This is a genomic window from Hadarchaeum sp. (SeqCode) (assembly GCF_038871235.1).
Taxonomy (GTDB): domain Archaea; phylum Hadarchaeota; class Hadarchaeia; order Hadarchaeales; family Hadarchaeaceae; genus Hadarchaeum.
The window spans coordinates 50,528-71,646 of the sequence record NZ_JAVZIN010000004.1 but is presented as its reverse complement, the minus strand read 5'-3'; the positions used below and the strand labels follow the sequence as shown (position 1 = coordinate 71,646).

Annotated in this window: 25 protein-coding genes and 1 tRNA gene; 12 read left to right on the top strand and 14 right to left on the bottom strand. The window is 48.4% G+C overall.

The window, feature by feature from the left end; genetic code table 11:
- Nucleotides 1-52 precede the first annotated feature (52 nt).
- Entirely contained in the window at nt 53-1,654 is a 1,602-nt protein-coding gene (tes, locus tag QXT02_RS02690; RefSeq protein ID WP_342811782.1) for a tetraether lipid synthase Tes, read from the bottom strand.
- Between the two features lie 67 nt (nt 1,655-1,721).
- Between tes and QXT02_RS02685 the strand changes: the two genes are divergently transcribed.
- The 4 genes from QXT02_RS02685 (at nt 1,722) to QXT02_RS02670 (ending at nt 4,219) form a co-directional block, all read left to right on the top strand.
- Complete coding sequence (locus tag QXT02_RS02685) at nt 1,722-2,456, top strand: TrmB family transcriptional regulator (protein WP_342811781.1); 735 nt, start codon at nt 1,722-1,724, stop codon at nt 2,454-2,456.
- Nucleotides 2,457-2,463: 7 nt separating this feature from the next.
- Nucleotides 2,464-2,967 (top strand): CDP-2,3-bis-(O-geranylgeranyl)-sn-glycerol synthase, encoded by a 504-nt coding sequence (locus QXT02_RS02680; RefSeq protein WP_404980422.1) that lies wholly within the window; start codon nt 2,464-2,466, stop codon nt 2,965-2,967.
- 10 nt (nt 2,968-2,977) lie between these two features.
- Entirely contained in the window at nt 2,978-3,925 is a 948-nt protein-coding gene (locus tag QXT02_RS02675) for an adenosine kinase (protein WP_342811779.1), read from the top strand.
- Nucleotides 3,926-4,075: 150 nt separating this feature from the next.
- Nucleotides 4,076-4,219: a hypothetical protein gene (locus QXT02_RS02670; protein ID WP_342811778.1), complete on the top strand. Its 144-nt coding sequence runs from the start codon at nt 4,076-4,078 to the stop codon at nt 4,217-4,219.
- Nucleotides 4,220-4,305: 86 nt separating this feature from the next.
- On the opposite strand, the gene QXT02_RS02665 is transcribed toward QXT02_RS02670, so the two are convergent.
- The gene (locus QXT02_RS02665; RefSeq protein WP_342811777.1) at nt 4,306-5,220 is read right to left on the bottom strand and encodes a cation diffusion facilitator family transporter; all 915 of its coding nucleotides are present in this window, start codon (nt 5,218-5,220) and stop codon (nt 4,306-4,308) included.
- Between the two features lie 60 nt (nt 5,221-5,280).
- Here QXT02_RS02665 and QXT02_RS02660 point away from each other — a divergent pair, with 60 nt between their 5' ends.
- Nucleotides 5,281-5,451 carry a hypothetical protein gene (locus QXT02_RS02660; protein ID WP_342811776.1) on the top strand — a complete coding sequence of 57 codons (171 nt, stop codon included), beginning with the start codon at nt 5,281-5,283 and terminating at the stop codon, nt 5,449-5,451.
- A gap of 6 nt (nt 5,452-5,457) precedes the next feature.
- Nucleotides 5,458-5,853, top strand: a complete 396-nt coding sequence (locus QXT02_RS02655; RefSeq protein ID WP_342811775.1) for a toprim domain-containing protein — start codon at nt 5,458-5,460, stop codon at nt 5,851-5,853.
- Between the two features lie 5 nt (nt 5,854-5,858).
- On the opposite strand, the gene QXT02_RS02650 is transcribed toward QXT02_RS02655, so the two are convergent.
- The 3 genes from QXT02_RS02650 to QXT02_RS02640 are packed head-to-tail and all read right to left on the bottom strand — an operon-like array spanning nt 5,859 to nt 7,101.
- Nucleotides 5,859-6,467, bottom strand: coding sequence for a phosphoribosyltransferase (locus QXT02_RS02650; RefSeq protein WP_342811774.1), 609 nt, complete (start codon nt 6,465-6,467; stop codon nt 5,859-5,861).
- Nucleotides 6,468-6,524: 57 nt separating this feature from the next.
- Nucleotides 6,525-6,950 (bottom strand): HAD-IB family phosphatase, encoded by a 426-nt coding sequence (locus tag QXT02_RS02645; protein WP_342811772.1) that lies wholly within the window; start codon nt 6,948-6,950, stop codon nt 6,525-6,527.
- A gap of 16 nt (nt 6,951-6,966) precedes the next feature.
- Entirely contained in the window at nt 6,967-7,101 is a 135-nt protein-coding gene (locus tag QXT02_RS02640) for a hypothetical protein (protein WP_342811771.1), read from the bottom strand.
- 165 nt (nt 7,102-7,266) lie between these two features.
- Here QXT02_RS02640 and QXT02_RS02635 point away from each other — a divergent pair, with 165 nt between their 5' ends.
- Together QXT02_RS02635 and dnaG are read left to right on the top strand one after the other, a co-directional pair.
- Complete coding sequence (locus QXT02_RS02635; protein WP_342811770.1) at nt 7,267-7,725, top strand: small multi-drug export protein; 459 nt, start codon at nt 7,267-7,269, stop codon at nt 7,723-7,725.
- Nucleotides 7,726-7,917: 192 nt separating this feature from the next.
- On the top strand, nt 7,918-9,081 hold the full coding sequence (dnaG, locus tag QXT02_RS02630; RefSeq protein WP_342811842.1) for a DNA primase DnaG: 1,164 nt from the start codon (nt 7,918-7,920) through the stop codon (nt 9,079-9,081).
- Here dnaG and rimI read toward each other — a convergent pair whose 3' ends face one another.
- Nucleotides 9,082-9,549: a ribosomal protein S18-alanine N-acetyltransferase gene (gene rimI, locus QXT02_RS02625; protein ID WP_342811841.1), complete on the bottom strand. Its 468-nt coding sequence runs from the start codon at nt 9,547-9,549 to the stop codon at nt 9,082-9,084. It abuts the gene before it with no gap.
- Between the two features lie 60 nt (nt 9,550-9,609).
- Here rimI and QXT02_RS02620 point away from each other — a divergent pair, with 60 nt between their 5' ends.
- From QXT02_RS02620 to QXT02_RS02610, 3 genes are all read left to right on the top strand, one after another.
- Nucleotides 9,610-10,659, top strand: a complete 1,050-nt coding sequence (locus tag QXT02_RS02620; protein ID WP_342811769.1) for an mRNA surveillance protein pelota — start codon at nt 9,610-9,612, stop codon at nt 10,657-10,659.
- A 42-nt stretch (nt 10,660-10,701) separates the two neighbouring features.
- Entirely contained in the window at nt 10,702-11,475 is a 774-nt protein-coding gene (locus tag QXT02_RS02615; RefSeq protein ID WP_342811768.1) for a metallophosphoesterase, read from the top strand.
- A 74-nt stretch (nt 11,476-11,549) separates the two neighbouring features.
- The gene (locus tag QXT02_RS02610; RefSeq protein WP_342811840.1) at nt 11,550-12,914 is read left to right on the top strand and encodes an NAD(P)/FAD-dependent oxidoreductase; all 1,365 of its coding nucleotides are present in this window, start codon (nt 11,550-11,552) and stop codon (nt 12,912-12,914) included.
- Here the strand turns inward: QXT02_RS02610 and QXT02_RS02605 are convergent.
- The 3 genes from QXT02_RS02605 to cysK form a co-directional block, all read right to left on the bottom strand.
- Nucleotides 12,911-15,097 (bottom strand): helicase-related protein, encoded by a 2,187-nt coding sequence (locus QXT02_RS02605; protein WP_342811767.1) that lies wholly within the window; start codon nt 15,095-15,097, stop codon nt 12,911-12,913. The genes QXT02_RS02610 and QXT02_RS02605 overlap by 4 nt on opposite strands.
- Nucleotides 15,030-15,371 carry a hypothetical protein gene (locus QXT02_RS02600; RefSeq protein ID WP_342811766.1) on the bottom strand — a complete coding sequence of 114 codons (342 nt, stop codon included), beginning with the start codon at nt 15,369-15,371 and terminating at the stop codon, nt 15,030-15,032. Before QXT02_RS02600 ends, QXT02_RS02605 begins: the two co-directional genes overlap by 68 nt.
- 93 nt (nt 15,372-15,464) lie before the next feature.
- Nucleotides 15,465-16,502 carry a cysteine synthase A gene (gene cysK / locus QXT02_RS02595; RefSeq protein ID WP_342811765.1) on the bottom strand — a complete coding sequence of 346 codons (1,038 nt, stop codon included), beginning with the start codon at nt 16,500-16,502 and terminating at the stop codon, nt 15,465-15,467.
- Nucleotides 16,503-16,572: 70 nt separating this feature from the next.
- Here cysK and QXT02_RS02590 point away from each other — a divergent pair, with 70 nt between their 5' ends.
- Entirely contained in the window at nt 16,573-16,755 is a 183-nt protein-coding gene (locus tag QXT02_RS02590) for a hypothetical protein (RefSeq protein ID WP_342811764.1), read from the top strand.
- Between the two features lie 3 nt (nt 16,756-16,758).
- Here QXT02_RS02590 and QXT02_RS02585 read toward each other — a convergent pair.
- From QXT02_RS02585 to QXT02_RS02565, 5 genes are all read right to left on the bottom strand, one after another.
- Nucleotides 16,759-16,877, bottom strand: a tRNA-Pro gene (locus tag QXT02_RS02585).
- Between the two features lie 38 nt (nt 16,878-16,915).
- Complete coding sequence (locus QXT02_RS02580; RefSeq protein WP_342811763.1) at nt 16,916-18,109, bottom strand: ORC1-type DNA replication protein; 1,194 nt, start codon at nt 18,107-18,109, stop codon at nt 16,916-16,918.
- 90 nt (nt 18,110-18,199) lie between these two features.
- Complete coding sequence (locus QXT02_RS02575; RefSeq protein ID WP_342811762.1) at nt 18,200-19,411, bottom strand: cation:proton antiporter; 1,212 nt, start codon at nt 19,409-19,411, stop codon at nt 18,200-18,202.
- 9 nt (nt 19,412-19,420) lie between these two features.
- Nucleotides 19,421-19,894, bottom strand: a complete 474-nt coding sequence (locus tag QXT02_RS02570) for a cyclic nucleotide-binding/CBS domain-containing protein (protein WP_342811761.1) — start codon at nt 19,892-19,894, stop codon at nt 19,421-19,423.
- A gap of 84 nt (nt 19,895-19,978) precedes the next feature.
- Nucleotides 19,979-21,103: an ATP-NAD kinase family protein gene (locus QXT02_RS02565; protein WP_342811760.1), complete on the bottom strand. Its 1,125-nt coding sequence runs from the start codon at nt 21,101-21,103 to the stop codon at nt 19,979-19,981.
- Nucleotides 21,104-21,119 lie beyond the last annotated feature (16 nt).

Sequence of the window (21,119 nt, the reverse complement as noted above, 5' to 3'; positions counted from 1 at the left end):
TCAATTACGCTACTATAATGAGAAAATTTTAGAATATAAAAACCTTGCCCTTTCAAAACTTGCCGGACTTTATCTCCTCCACCTGCCAAACAAACTTCTTGTAAGCCTCAGATGCCTTTAATTTTTCCGCATCGCGCTTATAAAGGTCCTGTTTCAGCGGTCTTCCTGTCTTTCTCTCCCACTCCTCAAACGAGATACCCTGCGCCGCCTGGTTCTTGTCCCGGTACCACTCCGGAATGACGTTGAAGGCGCAAAAGGGAATAATCCGATTGTCGTTCATCGCGTAATGGATGCAGCATCTCTTGACCCGCTCAATATCGTAATTATAGAGATCCATAAAGTGCATCATCCCGATGAAAAGAGATTTCATGTGAAACTGACCTATCGCGTTGTACTCGTGTTTTATTAACGCGTTGAATATTATGCGGTCGATATCCAGACCCTTCGGTTTCTTCTTTTTATCAACGAACTTCCCGATGCTATAAAGCAATTTGGCCCCAACTAGCAGTTTGCTCTTTCCGGCACGAAGTTCCTCCGACTTCTCAGCCAAGTATTCAAGCAGGCCCTGGACATCAATAAAATGAGTCAGCGGCAGCATCTTGCCGTTATCGTTGAAAACATAGGTGGCAGCACCGCAGGCAAAATGGCTGCTCATCTGGTACATTGGCTTTTTCGTCAGGGCCTCGACGAAATCGCTTATCATCAACGCGGTCGGAACAGGGAAGAAATCATCCATCTTAAGAATTCCATCGGTCTGCTCCTCAATATTCTTTATGACATCAGGAATGGTGATGCGGTAGCGCTCGCGCTCCTCACGTGGCATCTTGCCCACAAGAGAAACTGGCTGGTAATTCACGCTGCGGATGATGTCAATGTTCTTGAACCCGAACTTTAAGATGTCACCAACTTCATGGTCGTTTACAGATTTTATCACCGTGGGCACCAGAACAATACCCATGCCAACCTTTCTACAGTTCTCTATGAGCTGGGGAACCTCCCAGTGATTCTTGGGATTAGTCTTCTCAGTAACTCCATCGAAGCTAAGATAAAGGGTGTTGACACCAGCCGCCCGAACTTTTTCAACGAGGTCCGGGTCTAACGCCAGCCTGATGCCGTTTGTGTTCAGCTGAACGTGATCCACACCATATGACTTGACCATCTTTATGATATCCACTAGGTCCTCCCTAAGACAAGGCTCTCCCCCGGTGAGCTGAACTGCGTTGCACGGCACCGGTTGCTCCGACTTCAGGGTTTTAACCATTTCTTCTATCTCACCAAAAGTGGGCTCGTAAACATAGCCCACCCTGCCTGAATAAAAAAAGCAGTACCAGCAGGAAAGATCACAACGATTAGTGAGTACAATGTTCGCCAAAGCGGTATGGCTCATGTGCATCTTACACAAACCACAGTCAGAAGGACAAACAGGGTTTTCCTTGGTAACCTGTGGATTCAGCACCCCTCTGCCGTCGCGGGCAAAGATCTGGGCTCGCCGATACCACTCATAAGAGCCAAAGTAGAGGTCCTCAAAAACACCGTGCTCCGGACATTCCTTCTTGATCCAAACTTTTCCATCGCGCTCAATGATCTGCGCGGGAAGAATTCTCAAACACTGCGGGCAGACGGACCCGGTCTTTGCCAATTCCTTCATGGCCATCAATTTACCACTAAAAGGGGTAACTTTTAAGCATTGCCAAACTTCTCTCAATATGAAAAGTGGTGCTATGGAGAAGGCTCACCGGCTCCTGCGTGAGTTCGGCCTGACCGAATATGAGGCGAGAGTTTACTGTGCCTTAGTTTCAAATGGTCCTTCAACCGCTGGTGAACTGAGCAAACTGGCAAACGTCCCCTACTCAAGAATTTACGACATTCTATCCAGGCTTGAGGCGCGTGGATGGGTAGAAGCCCAAGCTGGCAGACCTAGCCGATACCGCTCCAGGGATCCGGCTGAAGTGGTGAAAATCGTGAAGACTGAGGAGGAGAAAAGGCTCAAAGAGGCTGGAGAGGCGCTATTGAAGGAACTTGAACCGCTTTATTCAAGAAGAGCCGAGGTAAAGCGACCAGATGTCTGGGTGATTCGTGGTGAAAAAAATATCCTCACCAAAATTGGAGAGATGCTTACCCGCGCCGGGATTGAAGTCCTGCTCTCGCTACCGAACGTGCCTCAGGAGATATCCGGCCTGAAATCTTATCTCTCACTCTTGGAAGCAAAACAAATTCCCGTCAGGATCTTGGCGTCAAAGAAGCTTAATCTCCGCAGCTTGGAGCTGCCGCGAAAGTTAGAAATCAGGAAAAGGGAAAACCTCTTCGGTGGTGGTGTCGTCGTGGATGGACAAGAGGTGCTGCTCATCCTAGGAAGCGGAAATGAACTGTTAGGAATATGGTCGAATGAAATCGGCTTGGCCAAGTTTGCCAAGGAATATTTTGAATACCTCTGGAAGGACTCAAAGGTGACCTAATGTGTGCGTGGAGTTGATTCAACTTATTGTAGCGGCAATCTGGTTTATTCTGCCGGCCTATGTCGCCAACGCCACACCGGTTGTCCTCGGCGGCGGGAAACCTATCGACGGTGGGCATACTTTCATCGATGGGCGTCCCATCTTTGGACCGGGAAAAACAATACGTGGTTTCATTTCCGGACTCGCCGCGGGCTTTGTCCTCGGTGTTTTGCAGGGATTAGCCACCGGTCAGCTTCACCTATACTCAGCGCTTGGTTTCCTGCTTGCCTTAGGTGCACTGGTGGGAGATCTTCTAGGCAGCTTCATCAAAAGAAGAGTTAACTTAGAAAGAGGGTCTGCCGCACCTGTCCTTGACCAGCTCAGTTTTGTTGTCCTGGCATTATTGTTCGCCAGCCTAGTATCCGTGCCCTCATGGGAGATAATTTTAATCATCCTGATAATAACGCCGCCGATACACCTAGCGACGAATTTCATCGGACATAAGCTCAAGCTGAAGGACAGGCCATATTAAGGTAATAACTATGCCCAAGTATGATGTCTTTGGAATCGGCACCGCCCTAGTGGATCATTTCTGCAGAACCACGGACAGTTTTCTGGAGAAAAATGGCCTAATCAAAGGGGCATCCAATTTTGTCTCGCGGGAAAGGCTTGATGAAATTCAAGTAAGGCTGGCCGACTCAATATTCGCCCGCTTTCCTGGGGATAATGCCCGCAACACCTGTGAGGGGGTAGTCCATCTTGGAGGTAGGTCCGCCTACGCTGGAAGAGTCGCTGAAGATGCTGAGGGTAAAATCTTTGAAGAATCCCTGCGAAAACAAAAAATAGCCTCTTTTCTTGAGAAAGGACCGGGCAGAACCGGGAAGATAATTGCCCTTATCACACGGGACGGCCAAAGAACCTTTGCCGTTGACTTGGGTAATGGCAAGGACTACGGCGGGTTGCCGGTCACAGGAATAAAAAATTCAGCTTTTCTTTATCTAACTTCAATTACTCTTTTTGCCGATGGTGCCATCTCCAGAAGCGCTCGAGACGCAATGGATGTGGCCGAGGGAAACGAAGTTCGAATATCAATCTCGCTCGAGAGCCCGCCCTTGGTGGAAAAAAAGAAAGATCGTTTGTGGAGAATACTCACCCGCGCCGATGTGCTGTTCACGAATGAGGAAGAACTCAAAGCACTAACGGGGTCAAGTGATGAAAAAGCCGCTAAAGAACTGGCTAAAGAGATAGACATCGTTTGTCTGAAGAAAGGAGAAAGGGGTTCATCGATATTCACAAAGGAGGAAGAGTTCCATGTGCCGGCTCTACCTGCAAATGTCGTGGATACGACAGGGGCCGGTGACTTCTACGCGGCTGGAGTCTTGTTCGGTCTCAGCAGGGGTAAGTCCATCAAAGAATCTGGAACCCTCGGAGCACAGCTGGCAAAAAAAGTAGTGGAAAAATTCGGCGCCACTTTAGCTAATAAGCTGTGAAAATATCCTTCTTTTTTGGTAAGTAGCGGGCCGATCTGATTGGAGCCACGGCCCAGATGCCACAGCGGGCAAAGTCAGCACTGCACACGTGTGCACACAATACATAATGTGTCTTATTCACGTGGATGTTCCGCCGGAATCCAGAAGGATATGGCGGTTGTATGTGTAACTTCAGAAAATCCCCAACGATTCGCCCTAGAAAAACATTCAGACGCGGGCAAGGAATTGTTGAGGCACGCCAAAAATCTGGAGCTGAAGTGGTATGAGTTCAATGTTATTCACGCGCTTGCATAGCTCAGGATGATCTGCTGAAAGCTACACCCGCATACACAACCTAAACTCTGGTAAAATGATGCAAATGGGTTTAATAGGTACCTTTTTCATTTTCCTCCGAGGGAACAAACAAACGGTTCCTGACAAGCTTTGCACTCTAGCTGAATCGTTGTGTGGATTATGCTAAAATTTTCCTTAAGCAGTTTGTCTACTTGTCTTAAGATTTCCTCCGCTTTACTCAGCTTTTGGTCATCTATGACAATATGCCCACTCAATGAGTTAATACCTGAACTTATCGACCAGATATGCAAATCATGAACATCCTGAACACCGTCGATCTTTTTTATCTTTTCTACCACTCTATCGGGGTCAATACCCTCAGGGACAGCTTCTAAAAGAACACGGCCTGACTCACTGATCAAGGCGACGGCACTTCTTAGTATTATTCCACCGATCAAGATCCCTATTAAGGCATCAACTATGAACAATTGGCTGAAATAAATTATCACCGCCGCGGCGATGACCCCAACCGAAGAAATGGTGTCGGAGAAAACGTGGGAAAAGGTACCCTTCACATTCAGATTTTCTTTTCTCACCTTCCAAAGAATACCTAGTGATAAAAAATTTACCGCCAAACCAGCTACGGCGACTGCCAACATCAGGGGTGCCCTCACTTCGGCGGGGGTCGTAAATCTTCTGTAGGCCTCTGAAAAGATATAAAACGCAACGATAAACAACAATAAGCCATTAAAAAGAGCAGCTAGGATCTCCAGCCGATAATAACCGTAAGTTTTTCTCTTGGTTGCCGGTCTCATCGCAAGCTTGAAAGCACTCACGCCAACAGCTAAGGCTACCGAGTCCACCAACATGTGCCCGGCGTCACCGATCAGTGAAAGGCTGTTGCTCAGAATTCCACCAATCACCTCGGCTACAAACACCGAAGCGGTTAATAGGAAAGCCAGCATAAGCCTCCGACTCGCTTTCAGGCGGCTATCAGTGAAAGTGGAAATTTGCTCCAGCATGCTTTCGCTTCCATGTGCAAACTTTTAATCTTGGTTATTTGAAGGTTTATCGGATGGACCATGGGAAGAATAGCCGGCACTTGCGCGATATGCGGCAGAATCAGCTACGATGTGCACCGTTGCGGCATATGCGGAGCCACTGTTTGCTCCCGTGACTTTGTCAGCGATATCGGTGTCTGCACTAGATGTTTGCGAAAAGGGCTCTGGATCAGCGACAAAGGTCCTGAATAAAAAGTGATGAACTTGCTAACAGAAGAGGTCCTTGAGCAGATTGATGAGCTGCTCTCTGAGCTGAACAGGTTAGCCTTAGATGGTATACCGATAATCGTTGAAGGTATGGATGATGAAAAAGCTTTGCGTGCACTGGGCATAAGTGGACGCGTTCGCAAAATCTCAAACGGTGGTTCCCTGCTGAACTTCGTTGAAGGTCTTTCAGGCTCAAAGGAAATAGTAATATTAACCGATTTCGACAAAGCTGGCGATGAACTGGCAAGTTTTATCATCAAACATGCAAAAAGGCTTGGTGTTAAGCCAATATCTGAATTCAGAGACAGGCTAAAGCCACTGGTGCGCAGAAGTGTGAAAGACGTGGAAGGGCTGGCAAAGTTTCTGCAAAGAGAAAGAGTGAGATAAAACTGCTAAACTCTTTTCGGGCCTTTTTTCGAAAGAAATTTTTCTACATGAAACGGTCTTATGCCCAGTTCCACCAACCTTTTCATTACATCCTTTTTACTTTTACCCTGCTTTATCAGCTGGGAGTACATTTTGTCAATGGATTCATAAGTTTCATGAGGAAAGCAAACCCAAGCATCCGTTTTCCGTGCATAGAAATCCGGGACCACCAGGGACCAAGGCTTAAAATAAAGAGCGGCAGTTTTAACTTCTTTTGCTCCTTGTTCCCTGAGGTATTCCAAAGCAACCTTTAGGCTCCTACCGGTGTCGGCAATATCATCGACGAGTAGTATCTTTTTCCCTTTAACATTCACGGCAAGTGGTTGGGTTATTTCAGGTTTATCACGGGTTTTGTAAAACCCTACATAATATTCCACCTTAATCGTGGCAATATCTGGCCCTCCTAAGAAATCCAAGATCAACCGGCCCGGTATCCAACCGCCTCGTGAAACGGCGACGATAAGGTCTGGATTGTACTTGCTCCTCTTCACCTGTTCAGCTAGTTCCACGCAGAGTTCATGAATGTATTCCCAGCCTGGAACTTCATACTTTACGGGCTTTTTGATCACACCCATGCAAACACACCTGCACATGGTCTCTCTGTCAAAAGTGTTTAATTAAAGCTACACTTTTCAGACCAGGTAATCTAACAACCGAGGAAAGTGATCAAAATCCTCTATAACGACATCAGCCACCCGGGCTAACTCAGGGTTCTTTCCCACCGCAACCGCCAGACCAGCGCTTTTTAAGAAATTTACGTCATATTTACCGTCACCAATCGCGACACGTTCTTCGGGGGAAATTTCCAGATCTTTCGCCAGTTTAACCAAATTTTTATCCTTATGACGTGGTTCAACCCTGAGAATACCCTCTCCAGTCAGATAACCGGATTTATCCACCTCCAGACCATTTGCGATAATGTGGGGGATACCAAGGTCTCGGGCCACATTGCCGGCTAACACATCAAGGCCTCCAGTAATAATCGCTGTCTGAAAACCTCTGCGAACTATTTCCCCGACCACATTTTTCACGTTTGGGGCCAAGGTATATTGAGACAAAATTTTCCTAATCTCATTAAAAGTGGGGGGTCGGCTGCCACAGCGCTATGTCGCGACGCATGAACTCCGCATGATCAATCTGCCCCGACTCATACGCCATTAAGTTCCCAAGTGCGGCCGTCTTGGTGCCAAATCTTTGAATTATCCCCAACAACTGTCCTCTAGTATCAAGGTTCCGTCCATGTCAAATGCCACGAGCTTGTAGCGCATGCGAACCAAATTAAATTTTGCCAAAACGATAATAAGCGTTAAAATGCGGTTTTCGGTTTTTCTCAAGGGATTTATTCTCCGGTCACGATGAAATATAGGGCCCAAGATGATGGGATGGCTGTCCTTTCTCCTTTCGCTGGTGCCTTTTTTAGAGGTGCGCTTTTCATTACCACTTGCTACAATTTACAATCCGGGACTACCTCCGCTTGTAGTATTTGCCATTTGCCTCATTCTCAACTTGCTAGCCATACCACTAGCCTACCTTCTGCTCGACATAATCGTGCCACCGATCAGGCGTAAATGGAAGTTGGTCAACAGGTTGTTCCAATTTTCTGTCAAACGAGCACAAAAGTATCAAGGGCTAAGCTTGATAGGGCTTGCCCTCTTTGTAGGAGTGCCGTTTCCGGGAACTGGCGCCTATAGTGGGGTTCTTATAGCCTACGTCGCTGGTTTCAACCGCAAAACCTCATCACTGGCAATTGCAATCGGTGTTTTTCTGGCAAGTGTAATAATGCTACTGGCAATTCTTGGAATAGTTTATATTCAAGGCGTAACTGGGCTTTGAGGGCCGGCCGAAGCAACCATCTGTATCTCAAGCGTCAGCTTTTTAAGATAAGCAGTATTATTTTTATTATCATTAAATCAAGCCAGAATCACGATCAAGCTAATTCTGGCCCATTGAGGGCTGTTGCCCGTGGAAGAAAAAAGTTTGCAGGATTTAGTGGCCGAAAAGCTCGGCAAAAAGGAGGTTTCAAATATGCGTGAAGATAGTGGTACGACCAAGTATCTTATCCACGCCAAAATAGAGGCTAGCGGCGTGGTCGAGCGCCCAGATGTCGTGGGTGCAATATTTGGACAGACGGAGGGTCTGCTCGGAAGCGACCTTGATCTAAGGGAGCTGTTAAAGAGTGGTAGAATCGGGAGGATCAAAGTAGAGATCAACTCAAGCCAAGGAAAGTCGACCGGCACGATCACGATCCCTTCAAGCCTTGACAGAGTTGAAACGGCAATAATTGCCGCCTCCCTAGAAACTATTGATCGTGTCGGCCCTTGTGAAGCAACCATAAAAGTGGAACGCATCGAGGACGTCAGGGACATTAAGAGGAAGTTTGTGGTGGAGAGAGCCAAAGAGCTTCTCGGGGCTTTTGAGGAAGCTGCTACTGAAACTCAAGAGATAACGGAAAAAGTAATGGAATCCGTACGTGTTGAAGAGATATCTGAATATGAGGGACTCCCCGCGGGACCGGGTGTTAAGGACTCTGATGCCATTATAATCGTCGAGGGGCGTGCCGACGTTCTCAACCTGCTGAGGGCGGGCATAAAAAACGCCATCGGTATAGAGGGCACCAGCGTACCTAAGGCAGTGATAGATTTAACCAAGGACAAAACAGTCACTGCATTTGTTGACAGCGACCGGGGCGGCGACCTGATCTTGAAGGAACTGCTCCAAGTGGCGGAGATAGATTTCGTGGCTCGACCTCCTCCTGGTAGAAGCGTGGAAGAGTTATCTAAAAAAGAAATAATCAAAGCGCTTAGAAACAAAGTTCCAGTAGAAATCGCAGCTGCGGAATACAGGGCAAAACCAGCGCCGGTCCAACCAGCTGAAACAGGTAACGGTGAATTACAAGAGCTTGAAAATATGGCCAACAAGTTGCGCGGTACTCTCAAGGCCCAACTGCTCAATGAAAAACTGGAGTTAATGGAAGAAATCCAAGTGAGGGAGCTGAAGGAGCATCTTTCGCAAGCACAAAATGTAAAAGCGGTCGTGTTCGACGGCGTAATAACGCAAGAACTCGCCGAACTTGCTGCAGGGAGAGGAGTTCAGTACTTAGTCGGAATGAGATCAAGAGTGGAGTCAGTGCCCCCAAACCTGCGGGTGCTGACATTGGATGACCTTCGCAGGATCAAACATCAAAGATAACTAATCAAGGGATAGCTCCATCGCAATAGCCGACTCGCCGTCCTCATAGTAAAACGGCATTTCCCCTCTTTCCAAAAAACCCAGTTTTTTGTAGAATTGCTGCGCCCCAACGTTGCTTTTCCTCACCTCAAGCCGAACTAATTTAACACCTTTTTTCCTGAAACGCTCGATAATGTTGTTCATCAGCAAGGTACCTAAACTTTGCCTTTGAAAGGCTGGATCGACGGCTATGGCAAGGATGTGGCCTATATTGCTCCAGCGGATGACTCCAATTAAATAGCCAGCGACAATTCCACCTAGATCAACTACCAAAAAACCATCAGGGTGCATCAGGTGTAATCGTTTTATAAGGCTAACCGGGTAGGGATCCTTAAAGCACTTATACTGAATTGACATGATCGCTTTAAGGTCCTCCGCCCTAAGCTCTCTGATATTTATTAATCGCTGGGTGACCATAACATCCCTCACCAAGTTTAAACCACCCGACATAAAATCATTTGCGGAACGGGTAAATACTGAGGGATAAATTTGAAAATCATCCACAAGGACTTGAAGCACGGGAAAATCAAGCTAGCATTGGAAACTTTGGACGACCTATGGCACCTGCAACATTTAATCTGCCCAAGTGATATTATCACAGCCGTCACTTGGCGAAGAGAACAAGAGATGAGTGATAAAATCCGTCCTGAAAGGATGGAAAAAAGACCGATCACCATCTCGATTCAAGCGGAGAACATCGAATTTCACAAGCACAGCAACCGCCTGCGCGTTTTGGGGAAGATACTGGAAGGTCCTGACGTTGGAAAACACCATTCCTTCAGTTTTGAACCGGGTTCGGTTCTAACCATCACCAAGGAATGGAATCCTGAGGACCTCCGAAGAATTCAGGAAGCGGTTCGAGCTAGCAACCGGCCTCGAGTTTTGCTCGTTGCTCTTGATGACTCAACTGCTGATCTAGCAGTGGTGAGACAGTACGGATTAGATGAAATCGGGACTATATCGCGTCCTCGCTCAGGGAAAAGATACTTAGTTGAGTACGAGGCCGATGAGAAAAAATTTTTCCACCGTTTAGCGGATGCCATTAAAGACGTTACTTCCAAGGAAAACATAAAAACGACAATAGTGGCCGGGCCCGGATTCACAAAGGATAATTTTACATCTTTTTTGCGGGATAACTTTCCCGACCTATCTAAGACCATTAGGCTTGGAGACGCCAGCTCTGGCGGGAGCGCCGGACTCTATGAAATAGTACGACGAGGATTAGTCGAGCTTGTATCAAAAGAAGACCGGCTTTCACTTGAGACTTCGCTGATGGACCGATTAATGGGTGAGATTACCAAGGAAGGACTGGCAACCTATGGTAAGAATGAGGTGGAGCGAGCGGTCGCTGCCGGAGCGGTCGAAAGGCTTCTAGTTGCCGACGAGTTGTTAAGATCAAACCGAGAAGATATCTCAAAAATCCTTGAAAATGCCAGAAAAACAAGGTCCGAAGTTATTGTGATAAGTACGGAACACGATGCTGGAAAACAGCTCACGGCGCTGGGCGGAATTGCCGCATTCCTGAGGTTCAAGCTCTGAATATCCAATAGACCTATAACTTTAGTCGACGAATTTACTCTTATGAAAGCCGTTCCGATATATGGAACGCCGGCTCTTATATTGAAAATAAATGAGGAAAAGATAATCGTGATTTCAGACTTGCATATAGGAATCGAGCACGAGCTGGCAGATAGAGGCATCTCCCTGCCCAGTCAGATACCTGGGTTGAAGGCGAGATTAACTGCCCTCATCGAGGAGAAAAAAGCCAATCGACTCATAATTTTGGGCGATGTTAAACATAACATTCCGGTAACAACTTGGCATGAGTGGCGAGAGTTGCCCTCTCTTTTCGAAGATCTGGCTCGGCTGGCTAGAATCGATATTGTCAAAGGAAACCACGACGGTGATCTGGAGGGCATGGTGCCGCATGAAGTCACCATTCACGATCCGCACGGCATTGTCTTGGGAAAAAGAAAAAGAGTCGGCCTCGTGCATGGCCATACTTGGCCAGCGCCGGAACTCTTCAACACAGAGTTCATCATAGCTGGACACAATCATCCGGCAATAGAATTTCGAGACGAGCTTGGCGGCAGGTCAATCGAACCCATCTGGTTACGGGCAAAACTGAATCCAAAAAAAATACCTAAAAAATTAATTCCATCGGTCAAGCAAAAGTTACCGGAGTTAATCGTGGTACCTGCGTTCAGCGAGCTCGTCGGCGGCGCGGCCATGAACCGTAGATTGCCCAAGGAACTGATCGGACCTATCTTTCGTTCTGGTACCGTGAAGCTTGATGAGGCTGAGGCCTACTTGCTTGACGGAACTTTCTTGGGAAAAATCAAAACACTCAAGTGAGGGCAAAACCGACTAAAAAAGCTTTTATAAGATGGCAGAGTTAAACATCGGGGGATAAAACGACCGACGTTCTTATAATTGGAGCCGGTCCGGCGGGACTTTTCGCCGCCTACGAGCTATCTCGAAAATCAAAATTATCGGTGACTATAGTTGACTGGGGAAATGACATAACCAAGAGATATTGTCCGGCAACCAAGACAGGCAAGTGTATCGGTTGCGTGCCCTGTCACATAATGTCCGGACTCGGCGGAGCTGGAGGAATGTCGAGCGGCATTCTGAACCTCAGATATGACATCGGGGGAGACCTGAGCAAGTTCACCAAAAGCGTGGAAAAAGCCGAAGAACTGGTGAAAGAAGTTGACGAAATTTTTGTCGAGAATGGGGCCCCAAAGGAAGTTTACGGACAGGACACGGCCGGGATCGATGAACTGGCTAGAAAAGCAGCCGCCGCCGGAATTAGGTTTATACCAATCCCGCAGAGGCACATCGGCAGTGAGTATCTTCCTGAGGTAATAAATTCCATCCGGCAAAAACTCGAAAAGCGCGGAGTCAAAATCATGCTGAACACAAAGGTCGAAAGTATCGGACAGGGTAAGGTCATCATCAACGGTTCCACAGTAAAAACTGACTACATTCTAGCTGCACCCGGGAGGGTCGGGGCCGACTGGTTCGCTGCACAAGCAAAGTCGCTAGGCGTCAAACTGACCCACCTCCCTGTGGATATCGGCGTCAGAGTGGAAGTGCCGGCAGTTGTCTACGAGCCGGTTGTCCGGGTAAACAGAGACCCCAAATTTCACATCCAGACAAAAACTTTCGACGATTTTGTGCGTACTTTCTGTACAAATGCTGAAGGATGGGTGATGGAAGAACGCTACGACGATCACGTTGGAGTAAATGGGCAATCGTTGCGCAATAAAAAATCCAAAAACACCAATTTCGCCTTTTTAGTTCACGTTGGACTTACCCAACCGGTCACCGATACAAACGCGTATGGAAGGTCCATCGCTTATCTCGCGACCACAATAGGTGGTGGGCGACCATTAATCCAGCGCATGGGCGATCTTCGGGCAGGAAGACGCTCGACCTGGGAAAGGATTGAAAGAGGACATGTGGTTCCGACCCTCAAAAGCGTCACACCCGGCGACATCTCGATGGCCCTGCCCGGAAGAATAGTAACCGACATCATCGAGGGACTTGAACGTCTAGATAAAGTGGTTCCGGGAGTTGCCTCTGACTCAACATTGCTTTACGCTCCTGAGGTCAAGCTTTACGCCATGCAGATAAACGTCGACCAAAATATGGAAACTAGCGTTCCAAATCTTTTCGTGGCAGGAGACGGAGCCGGTCTCTCAAGAGGAATCGTCACAGCCGCCGCCACGGGGTTACTTGCGGCCAGAGGAATCATCAGAAAATCAGGTAGCGAAGAGCATCTGGATTAAGCTAGGGCCTCCTCAATGGCATAGATCCGGGCGTAAAGCACTCCATCATGTTCATAAAGTTCTGAAACTGCGCTGAACCTTTTACCCTTGCGAAGCAGCTCTCTGGGACCATTATAATCCGCGGATGTTAAAACTGCACGGAAGCGATCGTCAACAATCAGGATGGCTTCACCCAGCTGCACTTTCAAAACCTCAAAAACATGACGCTCCGTTCCCGGGGACACAGCCGCAGCACCTATGGAGTACAACCTTCCTTCCCTTTCCCTTAACTGACCCTCTGCCTGAAGTTTATCAACGGCTGCTCTAATAGTGGCGTGATTTCTCCCCTCTTCCTCAAGCTCGGTGTATAACTCCTCAAAGGACAGTCCTCTCTTCCCAGCGATTAAAACTGAACCCAAGATCCGCTTGGCAGTTTCCCTGACTTCTCGATTGAACCTTGACAATCTCTCTTTCTCGAGCAGCTCCACTTCGGACGATGAAACAACAGCTGTCTCCGCCAGTGGCTGGGGGACCTCCGCCTCGGATATAAACTCGGGGGAAAGCGGGTTCCTCTCCGGTGGTGTCCCCAAACGGATGATGGGATGAAGTTCTGAGTTCAACCCTTTCACCATCTGTTTCATTCTTTCCGCCATCTTTCTACTGGCCCTCAAGTAATTAACGTCAAGGGTGCCCTCAGCCGCCAAGATGACGACCCTGCCAAAACTCCTTCTGCCGGTCCTCCCCTTTCTTTGAATGTATCTGATCTCGCTGGGAACTGGCTCGTAGAAAATCACCAGATCAACGCTCGGTATATCCAGTCCTTCTTCACCGATACTGGTCGCCACCAAGACTTTGATGTCCCCTGATCTGAACCTCTCTAACAGCAGGGACTGCTGATCCTGAGTCAAACCTTGGTCCTGACCTCGAGCGGCCTGTCCGACAAATCTCACCACCGTCAAACCAAGCTTAGACAATCTCGCCGCCAGGTAAGTTGAGGTATCACGATATTGGGTGAAGACGATTATCCTCGAAGAGGGGTTAGAGGAGAGTTGCTCCAACACTAGCTTCTCCAAAACTTCCACCTTGGGATGATCCTCAAGGTTACCGGACTCAAGAACCTGATAAATTCCATTAGAAACGAGTTCGGAAACTATTGTCTTGTGCCCCGTCTTGCCGCTGTTTTTTACTCTGTTCAAGAAAAGTCTCAGAGTCTGCGGCCCTTGGCTGTCCAAGAGCTCCAAGGCGTGGAAAAGAGTCAGCGCGGAGGACTGCAAGACCAGAGCAGAGAAAAGCGGGCCCCGCTCTTCCGGGGTCGAGACCTGCTCCAACCTGCTTCTGATAGCCTCCCCCGCCTTCAGCAGGTCTGATCTGAATATATATCTTGGATTTTTTCTAACCACTCCCATGGCGGATAATCTCTGAAGGCGATCGTCCAGCATATGTCTGATGCTTCTTTCAATTGCTCGGTGCGATTCCGGCAAATGTACTAGCTTCCATTCAACGGCGACGGGATTGAGGTAAGGTTTAACATCCTCGTCCTCCTCGGTTCGAGCCTCGACATGCTCTATGTAAAGAGCCCTGCAGATCTCCTCGATCTTCTCCCGATCGGCCCCGGGGCTGGCGGTAAGTCCCAGAATAATAGGATAAGGGGCCTCGCCCACATAGGCTTGGGCTACCCGCGTGTAGGCATAGTTCTTCCTAGCCCGGTGGCACTCGTCAAAAATCAGAAGACTGAAATCCTTGAGGCTCATGCCAAGGCTATGATCATTATCTACAACTTGGGGCGTGGCAAAGTAAATTCTTGATTTGCCCTGCCACGCCTGAAGCCTAAAGTTCGGTTTATATTTGCCCGTAAGAACCTGAACATCATCCGGGCGGAGTTTCAAAAGCCTCAGAAAAGTGTCGCGGTGTTGCAAGACAAGCGGCCTAGTGGGAGCCATCACCAAAACTTTCAGTTGGCTGTAATTATAGAGAAAATGAGACGCCACCAGCGCAGCTATAACTGTTTTTCCCAAGGCAGTGGGAAGAACAACGAGGGTGTTTCTTTTTACCGCTTCTTCGGCAATTTTGAGTTGGTAGGCTCGCTCCTCCAAAGCTTCGGCTCTGACTAAAGGATTAACTACCGACATCGGGAGATCAGATCTCGATGACCTCTTCAGCGGGCTTAGGTTTGGGCCTTTCCGGACCCTGAGGGTTAACCTCATCTATGCCTCTGAGAAGATCAGCAAGCTTGTCATCGGTAAACATCTCTCTGATTTTAATAAACTCCTGAGAATTGCGAATGATAAAGCCTCTTCTTCTGGAAGGCTTGCCCGAGGAATCTATCGGGTTTATCTCCACCACCAACCTGGTTGGCGATTTTCCATATGGGGGGAGCTTGACGATGAAAACTCCAGGCAGAGTTGTTGGTTTTCTCTCCCAGTCACTACCTTTCTCAAGAAACACCCTGAGAGACTCAGTGAGTCTGCCACCTTTCATAATCACCACCTTTTTAAACTCTGCGCACCTCCGCTAAATAAGTATCTTGCTAACAACACATTATCATCTACACCGGAAAAAGTCAAAAAAAATTCACTCGATAACTTCTAGCTTAGAGAGAATCCTGCGCTGCTCGGTAGTAATCTCAATGGGATGCGGCCGCTTCGGTATCTCAACAATCTTGACCTCACCAAATACGGCGGTTGAGAAGTAGCGATAGCCGTGATCATTGAGCATGGTAACGATGCGCTTCAGTTCCGGATGCCTTTTATGCAACTTCAAACAGGCCTTAACATTGGCCCCGCTTGATATCCCAACGAACAGCCCTTCCTCCCGGGCAAGTCTTCGCGTCATCCCTATAGCATTTTTAGAGTCGACCAGAATGACACCATCAAGTACTGAGATGTCCAAAATGGATGGTATGAAACCATCACCGATACCCTCAATTTGGTGCGTTCCCCAGCGCTGCTTTGACAAGACAGGAGATTCGGATGGTTCGACCAAATATATCTTGATCTTCGGGTTCTTTTCCTTCAGATATTTTCCCACCCCGGTAATGGTGCCCCCTGTTCCGGCGGTGGCTACGAAAGCATCCAGCTTACCGCCCAGTTGCTCCCAAATCTCAGGCCCGGTCGTTTCATAGTGGGCCCGAACATTTTCAGGATTGTTAAACTGATCCACGAAAAAGTATTTCCTAGGATTTTTCTTGATGAGTTCCTTCGCCCTATTGAGAGCCAAATCAACGTCAGATTCAGCACCAGGGACCTCCAAAACCTTGGCCCCATAAATTCTCATGGTCTTTTTTCTTTCCTCACTCATTCCTGCCGGCATTACGATGACCACAGGAAAACCCAATAATGCACCCATCATGGAGGTGGCAATGCCGGTGTTACCTGTAGTACTCTCCAGAATAGTCATGCCTTTTTTGAGTTGGCCTTCTTCAATCGCCTTGCTCAGGATTTTGAACAATATTCGATCCTTGAGACTGCCTGAGGGGTTCATAAACTCAGCCTTTCCGAAAAGCTCCAGATTTGGTGCCTTGGAATTTTTTGGAATCTTACTCATTTTAATTAATGGCGTGTTGCCTATCGCCCCAGTTAAATCCTCAGCCACCATTAATCTGCCGTTCATTTTAATCCATCCCAGATAATAAGCTCGAATCGGTATTTAAAAACGATGGACCAATAATTTTGGGGGTTAATTGCCGGAACTTAGCCCGATGGTCTTGGTTTTGGCCACTAGCGTACAGGCCGCCCTTTTCGAAACCTTTCTTTGGAACATGGTCAAGGGCGTGGCTTATATCCTCATCGCTGTGACGCTGTGGTTCCTGCTGCGGAAGCTGAACCGCATTAGGCCGTTAAAGCGCAAACGTTCGAAAAGATGAAGGTGGGGTCGCCGAGATTCGAACTCGGGTCTCTGGCTTTTACGCTTCTGGTCTAAGCCCCGTTCGGCAGGTCGCACAATGACCTTAAGCCAGAAGGATAGACCAAGCTACCCCACGACCCCGAAACCAAACTTAACATTTTATGATAAAAAGCTTGAAATTAAGTGGACTTTCCTTTGATCAATTTTTCCAATTCTTTTTCCAACCACTCTGCAGGAACTTCCTGAATGCTTATCTTGAGGCTTTGCCCACGCTGCCCCACCCCAGAGGGCTTCATGTCCACCAAGCCTAAAGCGCTGAGCCTCTGCAGATACTCCCAGAACTGAGTGTGTCTCCTAGCTTCCTCTCGGTATTCCTCACACACCACGCGGTAGGTCCTCTCAACATCGCCGGTGAATGCATAGGCTCGTTTAGATAAAACCAGCTTTCGGGCCACCGCGAGCAGGGTCAGTTTCTCATGCAGCTGAAGATCTCGCAGGGTCTCCCTCCTGATCTCCGGGTAGACCTCTGCTTTGGCTTTCCGAGCGTGCTCCGGAGTAACTTGTTTCACACCTTCGGCGTCCGCAGCCATGCCAGCGCGCCAGAGTAACTCCAGCGCAAAGCGGGCATCGCCCCATCTCGAAGCAATGTCGGCTATCAAATCAATCGTGTCCTCCTCAACCACGCCTGGCTTGAAAGCCTCATTCATCCTGCTGGTAAGGATGTCTCTAAGTTGAGAGGCACTGTACCGGTCGAGTGAGATTACATTGTGCATGAAGGTGCTCTGGGTAGCTGCGTCCAGAGATCTCAGAAAACTTTTGTCCCGCGCAATGGCAATGAGGCTTATGCGATTGGGACCACCTGATTCCTCCGCGGTCCTCGTCAGGGAATAAATGAGATTTGGGCCGTTCTGCTGCACGAAAAAATCGAGCTCGTCAAGAGTGACTGTGAGATAGGCATCACGGGAGTTGAGATAGGTAACTACATCGTTAAGAAGCTTCTCCGGACCGAGACCATGATAGGGCCAACGAGGATTAAAGTGCTGCAGGATCTTTGCGATCACCGAGTAAATGGTTCTGTCCTTGCGGCAGTTGATGTGTAAATAGGTCAGAGCCATGCCCCTGCTGCTCGCTGCCTTCTCAAGCTCCGCGCCGAACCTCCGCGTCAAGACCGTCTTGCCGACCCCAACGCTTCCGGTAACCAAAACCCGCTGGCTCGATCTATTCTCAAGCACTGGTTTGAAAAATCTGGTTAGCTGGCGAAACTCCTCATCTCGATGAACAAGTACCTGCGGCACATACTCCGGCATCAGCTTGCTGGGGTCGCGAAAGACCGTGTCCCTGCTCAGCTCCTCTTCAAAGATGTCCCTATACATCGACGCCCCAATCAATCTTTAAACCGACAAATAATTAATCCTATGCAACTGATGCGGCCAAAGTTAACAAGGACTAAATTCCACTGCTTTTTATGCTTCTTTTTCGGCTCCTTTAAAGGCAAGCTTAACCAGTAGGGGAGTTACTAAAGATGTCAGCAGCACAACCATCACCGTCATCGATAGCAACGACTGACCAACAACCGCTGCCTTCAAACCTATGGAGGCCATTATCAAGGCGACCTCAGCTCTCGGCATCATTCCCACCCCAACTCTCAGTGAATCCTTAACACTAAACCCGCTGAGGAGAGCACCCAGCCCACAGCCAACAATCTTATCGAACATCGCGATTGCCAAGAAGGCAACAGCAAGAAAACCGACCGATGCCAGAGCTTGAAGATTCGTTTCAACACCCATATTGACAAAAAACAGTGGTATAAGAAGTCCGTAACCAACTGTGGTAGCTTTTTCTCTTAGGGAATCGGCAAATTGAGATTTGCTTGTAATTAGCCCCACTAAAAAGGCACCGGTTATGGCCGCTATTCTAACTTTCTCAGCCATCGCGGAAACTAAAAAAACTATCGCGAATGCAATGGAGAGGACGATCTCATCGGCGGCAAATCTGCTAGCATACGAAAGCAACCGAGGAACTACTCTAAAACCAAAAACCAGAACTACTACGAAAAAAACAACCATCAAGAAAAGGATCTCAGCTATTCCGAAAAAGGACAAGCTACCAAAAGCCATCCCGGATAGAACACTCAGGATTATTATGCCCAAAACGTCGTCAATGACGGCTGCCCCTAGAATTGTCAATCCTACTTTGGTGTGGAGCACGCGTATCTCCATCAGTGTTCTCACCGTGATGCCCACGCTGGTGGCGACTAGAATTCCACCAGCGAACCCTGCCTCTAAGGGGGTCCATCCGAAAAATGAAGCCGCCCCAAAACCCAACAAAAATGCCACCGCCACACCACTGGCCGCGACTATGGTTGATGGCCTACCGGACCTTCGGAACTCTTCAACTTCAATTGAAAGTCCGGCGATGAACATCAGTATTATTATGCCGAGTTCTCCCAGCAGGGCCATGAACTGCCCAGCTGGGGCATCGGGGTCAACGCACAGCGAAAAACCCAGTAGACCTTGGGTAATTGCGCCCGCTACTGAAGGACCGATCAATATTCCAGCGATAAGCTCACCAAAAACCTCCGGCTGGCCCAATTTAGAGGACAGCGCTCCACCCGCCTTGGCTGCTATCAGAAAAACCGCTAGGTAAAGCAGTACTGATGAGGCCTCAAATTCCATGAAACCAACCTACCTGATGATTCGATAAAGCTCGATTATGTGCCTTAGTGACAAAAGACCAACTAACTTATCGCCCTCGACAACAGGCAGTCGCCTTAACTTGTGAGACGCCATTATCCCCATGGCCTCGCCAAGGGTCATTTCGGGCGTGATCTTGATCGGGCGTCTCGTCATGATATCACCCACAGTTTTAGCTGAATACTTAAGAATCTCCCTTATCTTTGCGCTACCTACGGTCTTTGAAGGGATTTGTGGATAAAGTACCTGAAAGAGATCGCTCTCCGTGACTATGCCCACCAGCCTGAAATCCTTATCGACGACAGGAAAACAGTCCTCTATCTGCCCAAGGATTCTCTCCAAAAGACCATCGATGGAAGTATCTTCGTAAACCACGCGCGGTCTTTTGTTCATAACCTCACTGACCCTTATCTCCATCAGCTTTCGAGGGCTGGTCGGTTCCTTGGTCGTTTTCTTATTAATCATTCTCACACTTCCAAAAACCAATTACAAGTTAAATATTTCACCGGCCACCGGCTTATAAACCTGCTTTTTAGGGGGGAAATTCATTCAGACCACTTTCACCATCTTCGACTGTCTGTAGCCCGTGATCACCTTGATATAACCACGAAACTCCTCATCGAGGTCAACATCACCAGTGTCGACCTTCAGCGTGGGTGTGATCGCCAGTTTTTGGGGAGTTGAAAGTACCCAAAGGTTCTTTTTACCCACCTTCCTCAACAGCCTCGGGGAGAGCTGTAAATTTCCTCTACCCAAAATAAACCCCTGCCTTCCTATGGGGCTAACGATTATCGTCGCTGGTTTGTTCCTGATGGCATCCAAAATCATGGCTTCATTAACGTCCTTAGCCAAAAGCCGGTAATCTTCAATTAAATCAACTCCCAGCAGGGTTGAATCGTAAATCCCCAGTTCTTCCGCAACCGCCCGGGTGGTGGTTCCGGGGCCGAGTATGTAGACGTGCTCCTTTTCCATCATCTCAACTACCCAGCGGGCGATTGCCTTCTGATCGGCCAGTTCATGACCCGTGCTTCCCTCTTTCGTGGACTGGACCATCATAGGTTCATAGGGCACCATGCCATAACCTATCAATCTTGCAACCAACCGGCCCTTGCGAAACTCATCCTCATCAATGTCCATCACTTCCGCCTCGCGAAGTGGCAATCCATAGAGTAAAAACCGCGCGGCAACCTCGGCTGCGGCTTCGGGTGTATTGGCAAATACTGCCGAGTGCATTTTAACCCCGGTGGGCACCCCTAAGATCGGCACCTTGGAATCAACTGCCGAAAGGATATCCGCAGCGGTGCCATCACCTCCTGCAAAAACCAAGAGATCAACCTTTTCCGCAAGCATTTCCCGAGCCGCCCGTTTGGTGTCCTCCGATGTGGTACTGCCGGACGTTATCCTCCCGATGACTCTCGGCTCCAATTCCGCCTCTTTGGCCTCATTCTCGCCCATCTCAGCAGGATAACTCAATATCATTAACTCGGATGAGAACTTTTTAAGTGCATGCAAAAATCTTACTGCTCTAATGGGCGCCACCGGCTCGGCACCTAACTCGCGAGCTCTGGCCAGAATCTCCGGACCATCTGTGCCCTTCAAGCCGACCCTTCCACCCATGCCTGCGATGGGATTGACCACAAAACCCAATTTTTTCAGGCTCCCAGCCTCACCCATATCAATTAAAGGGCTC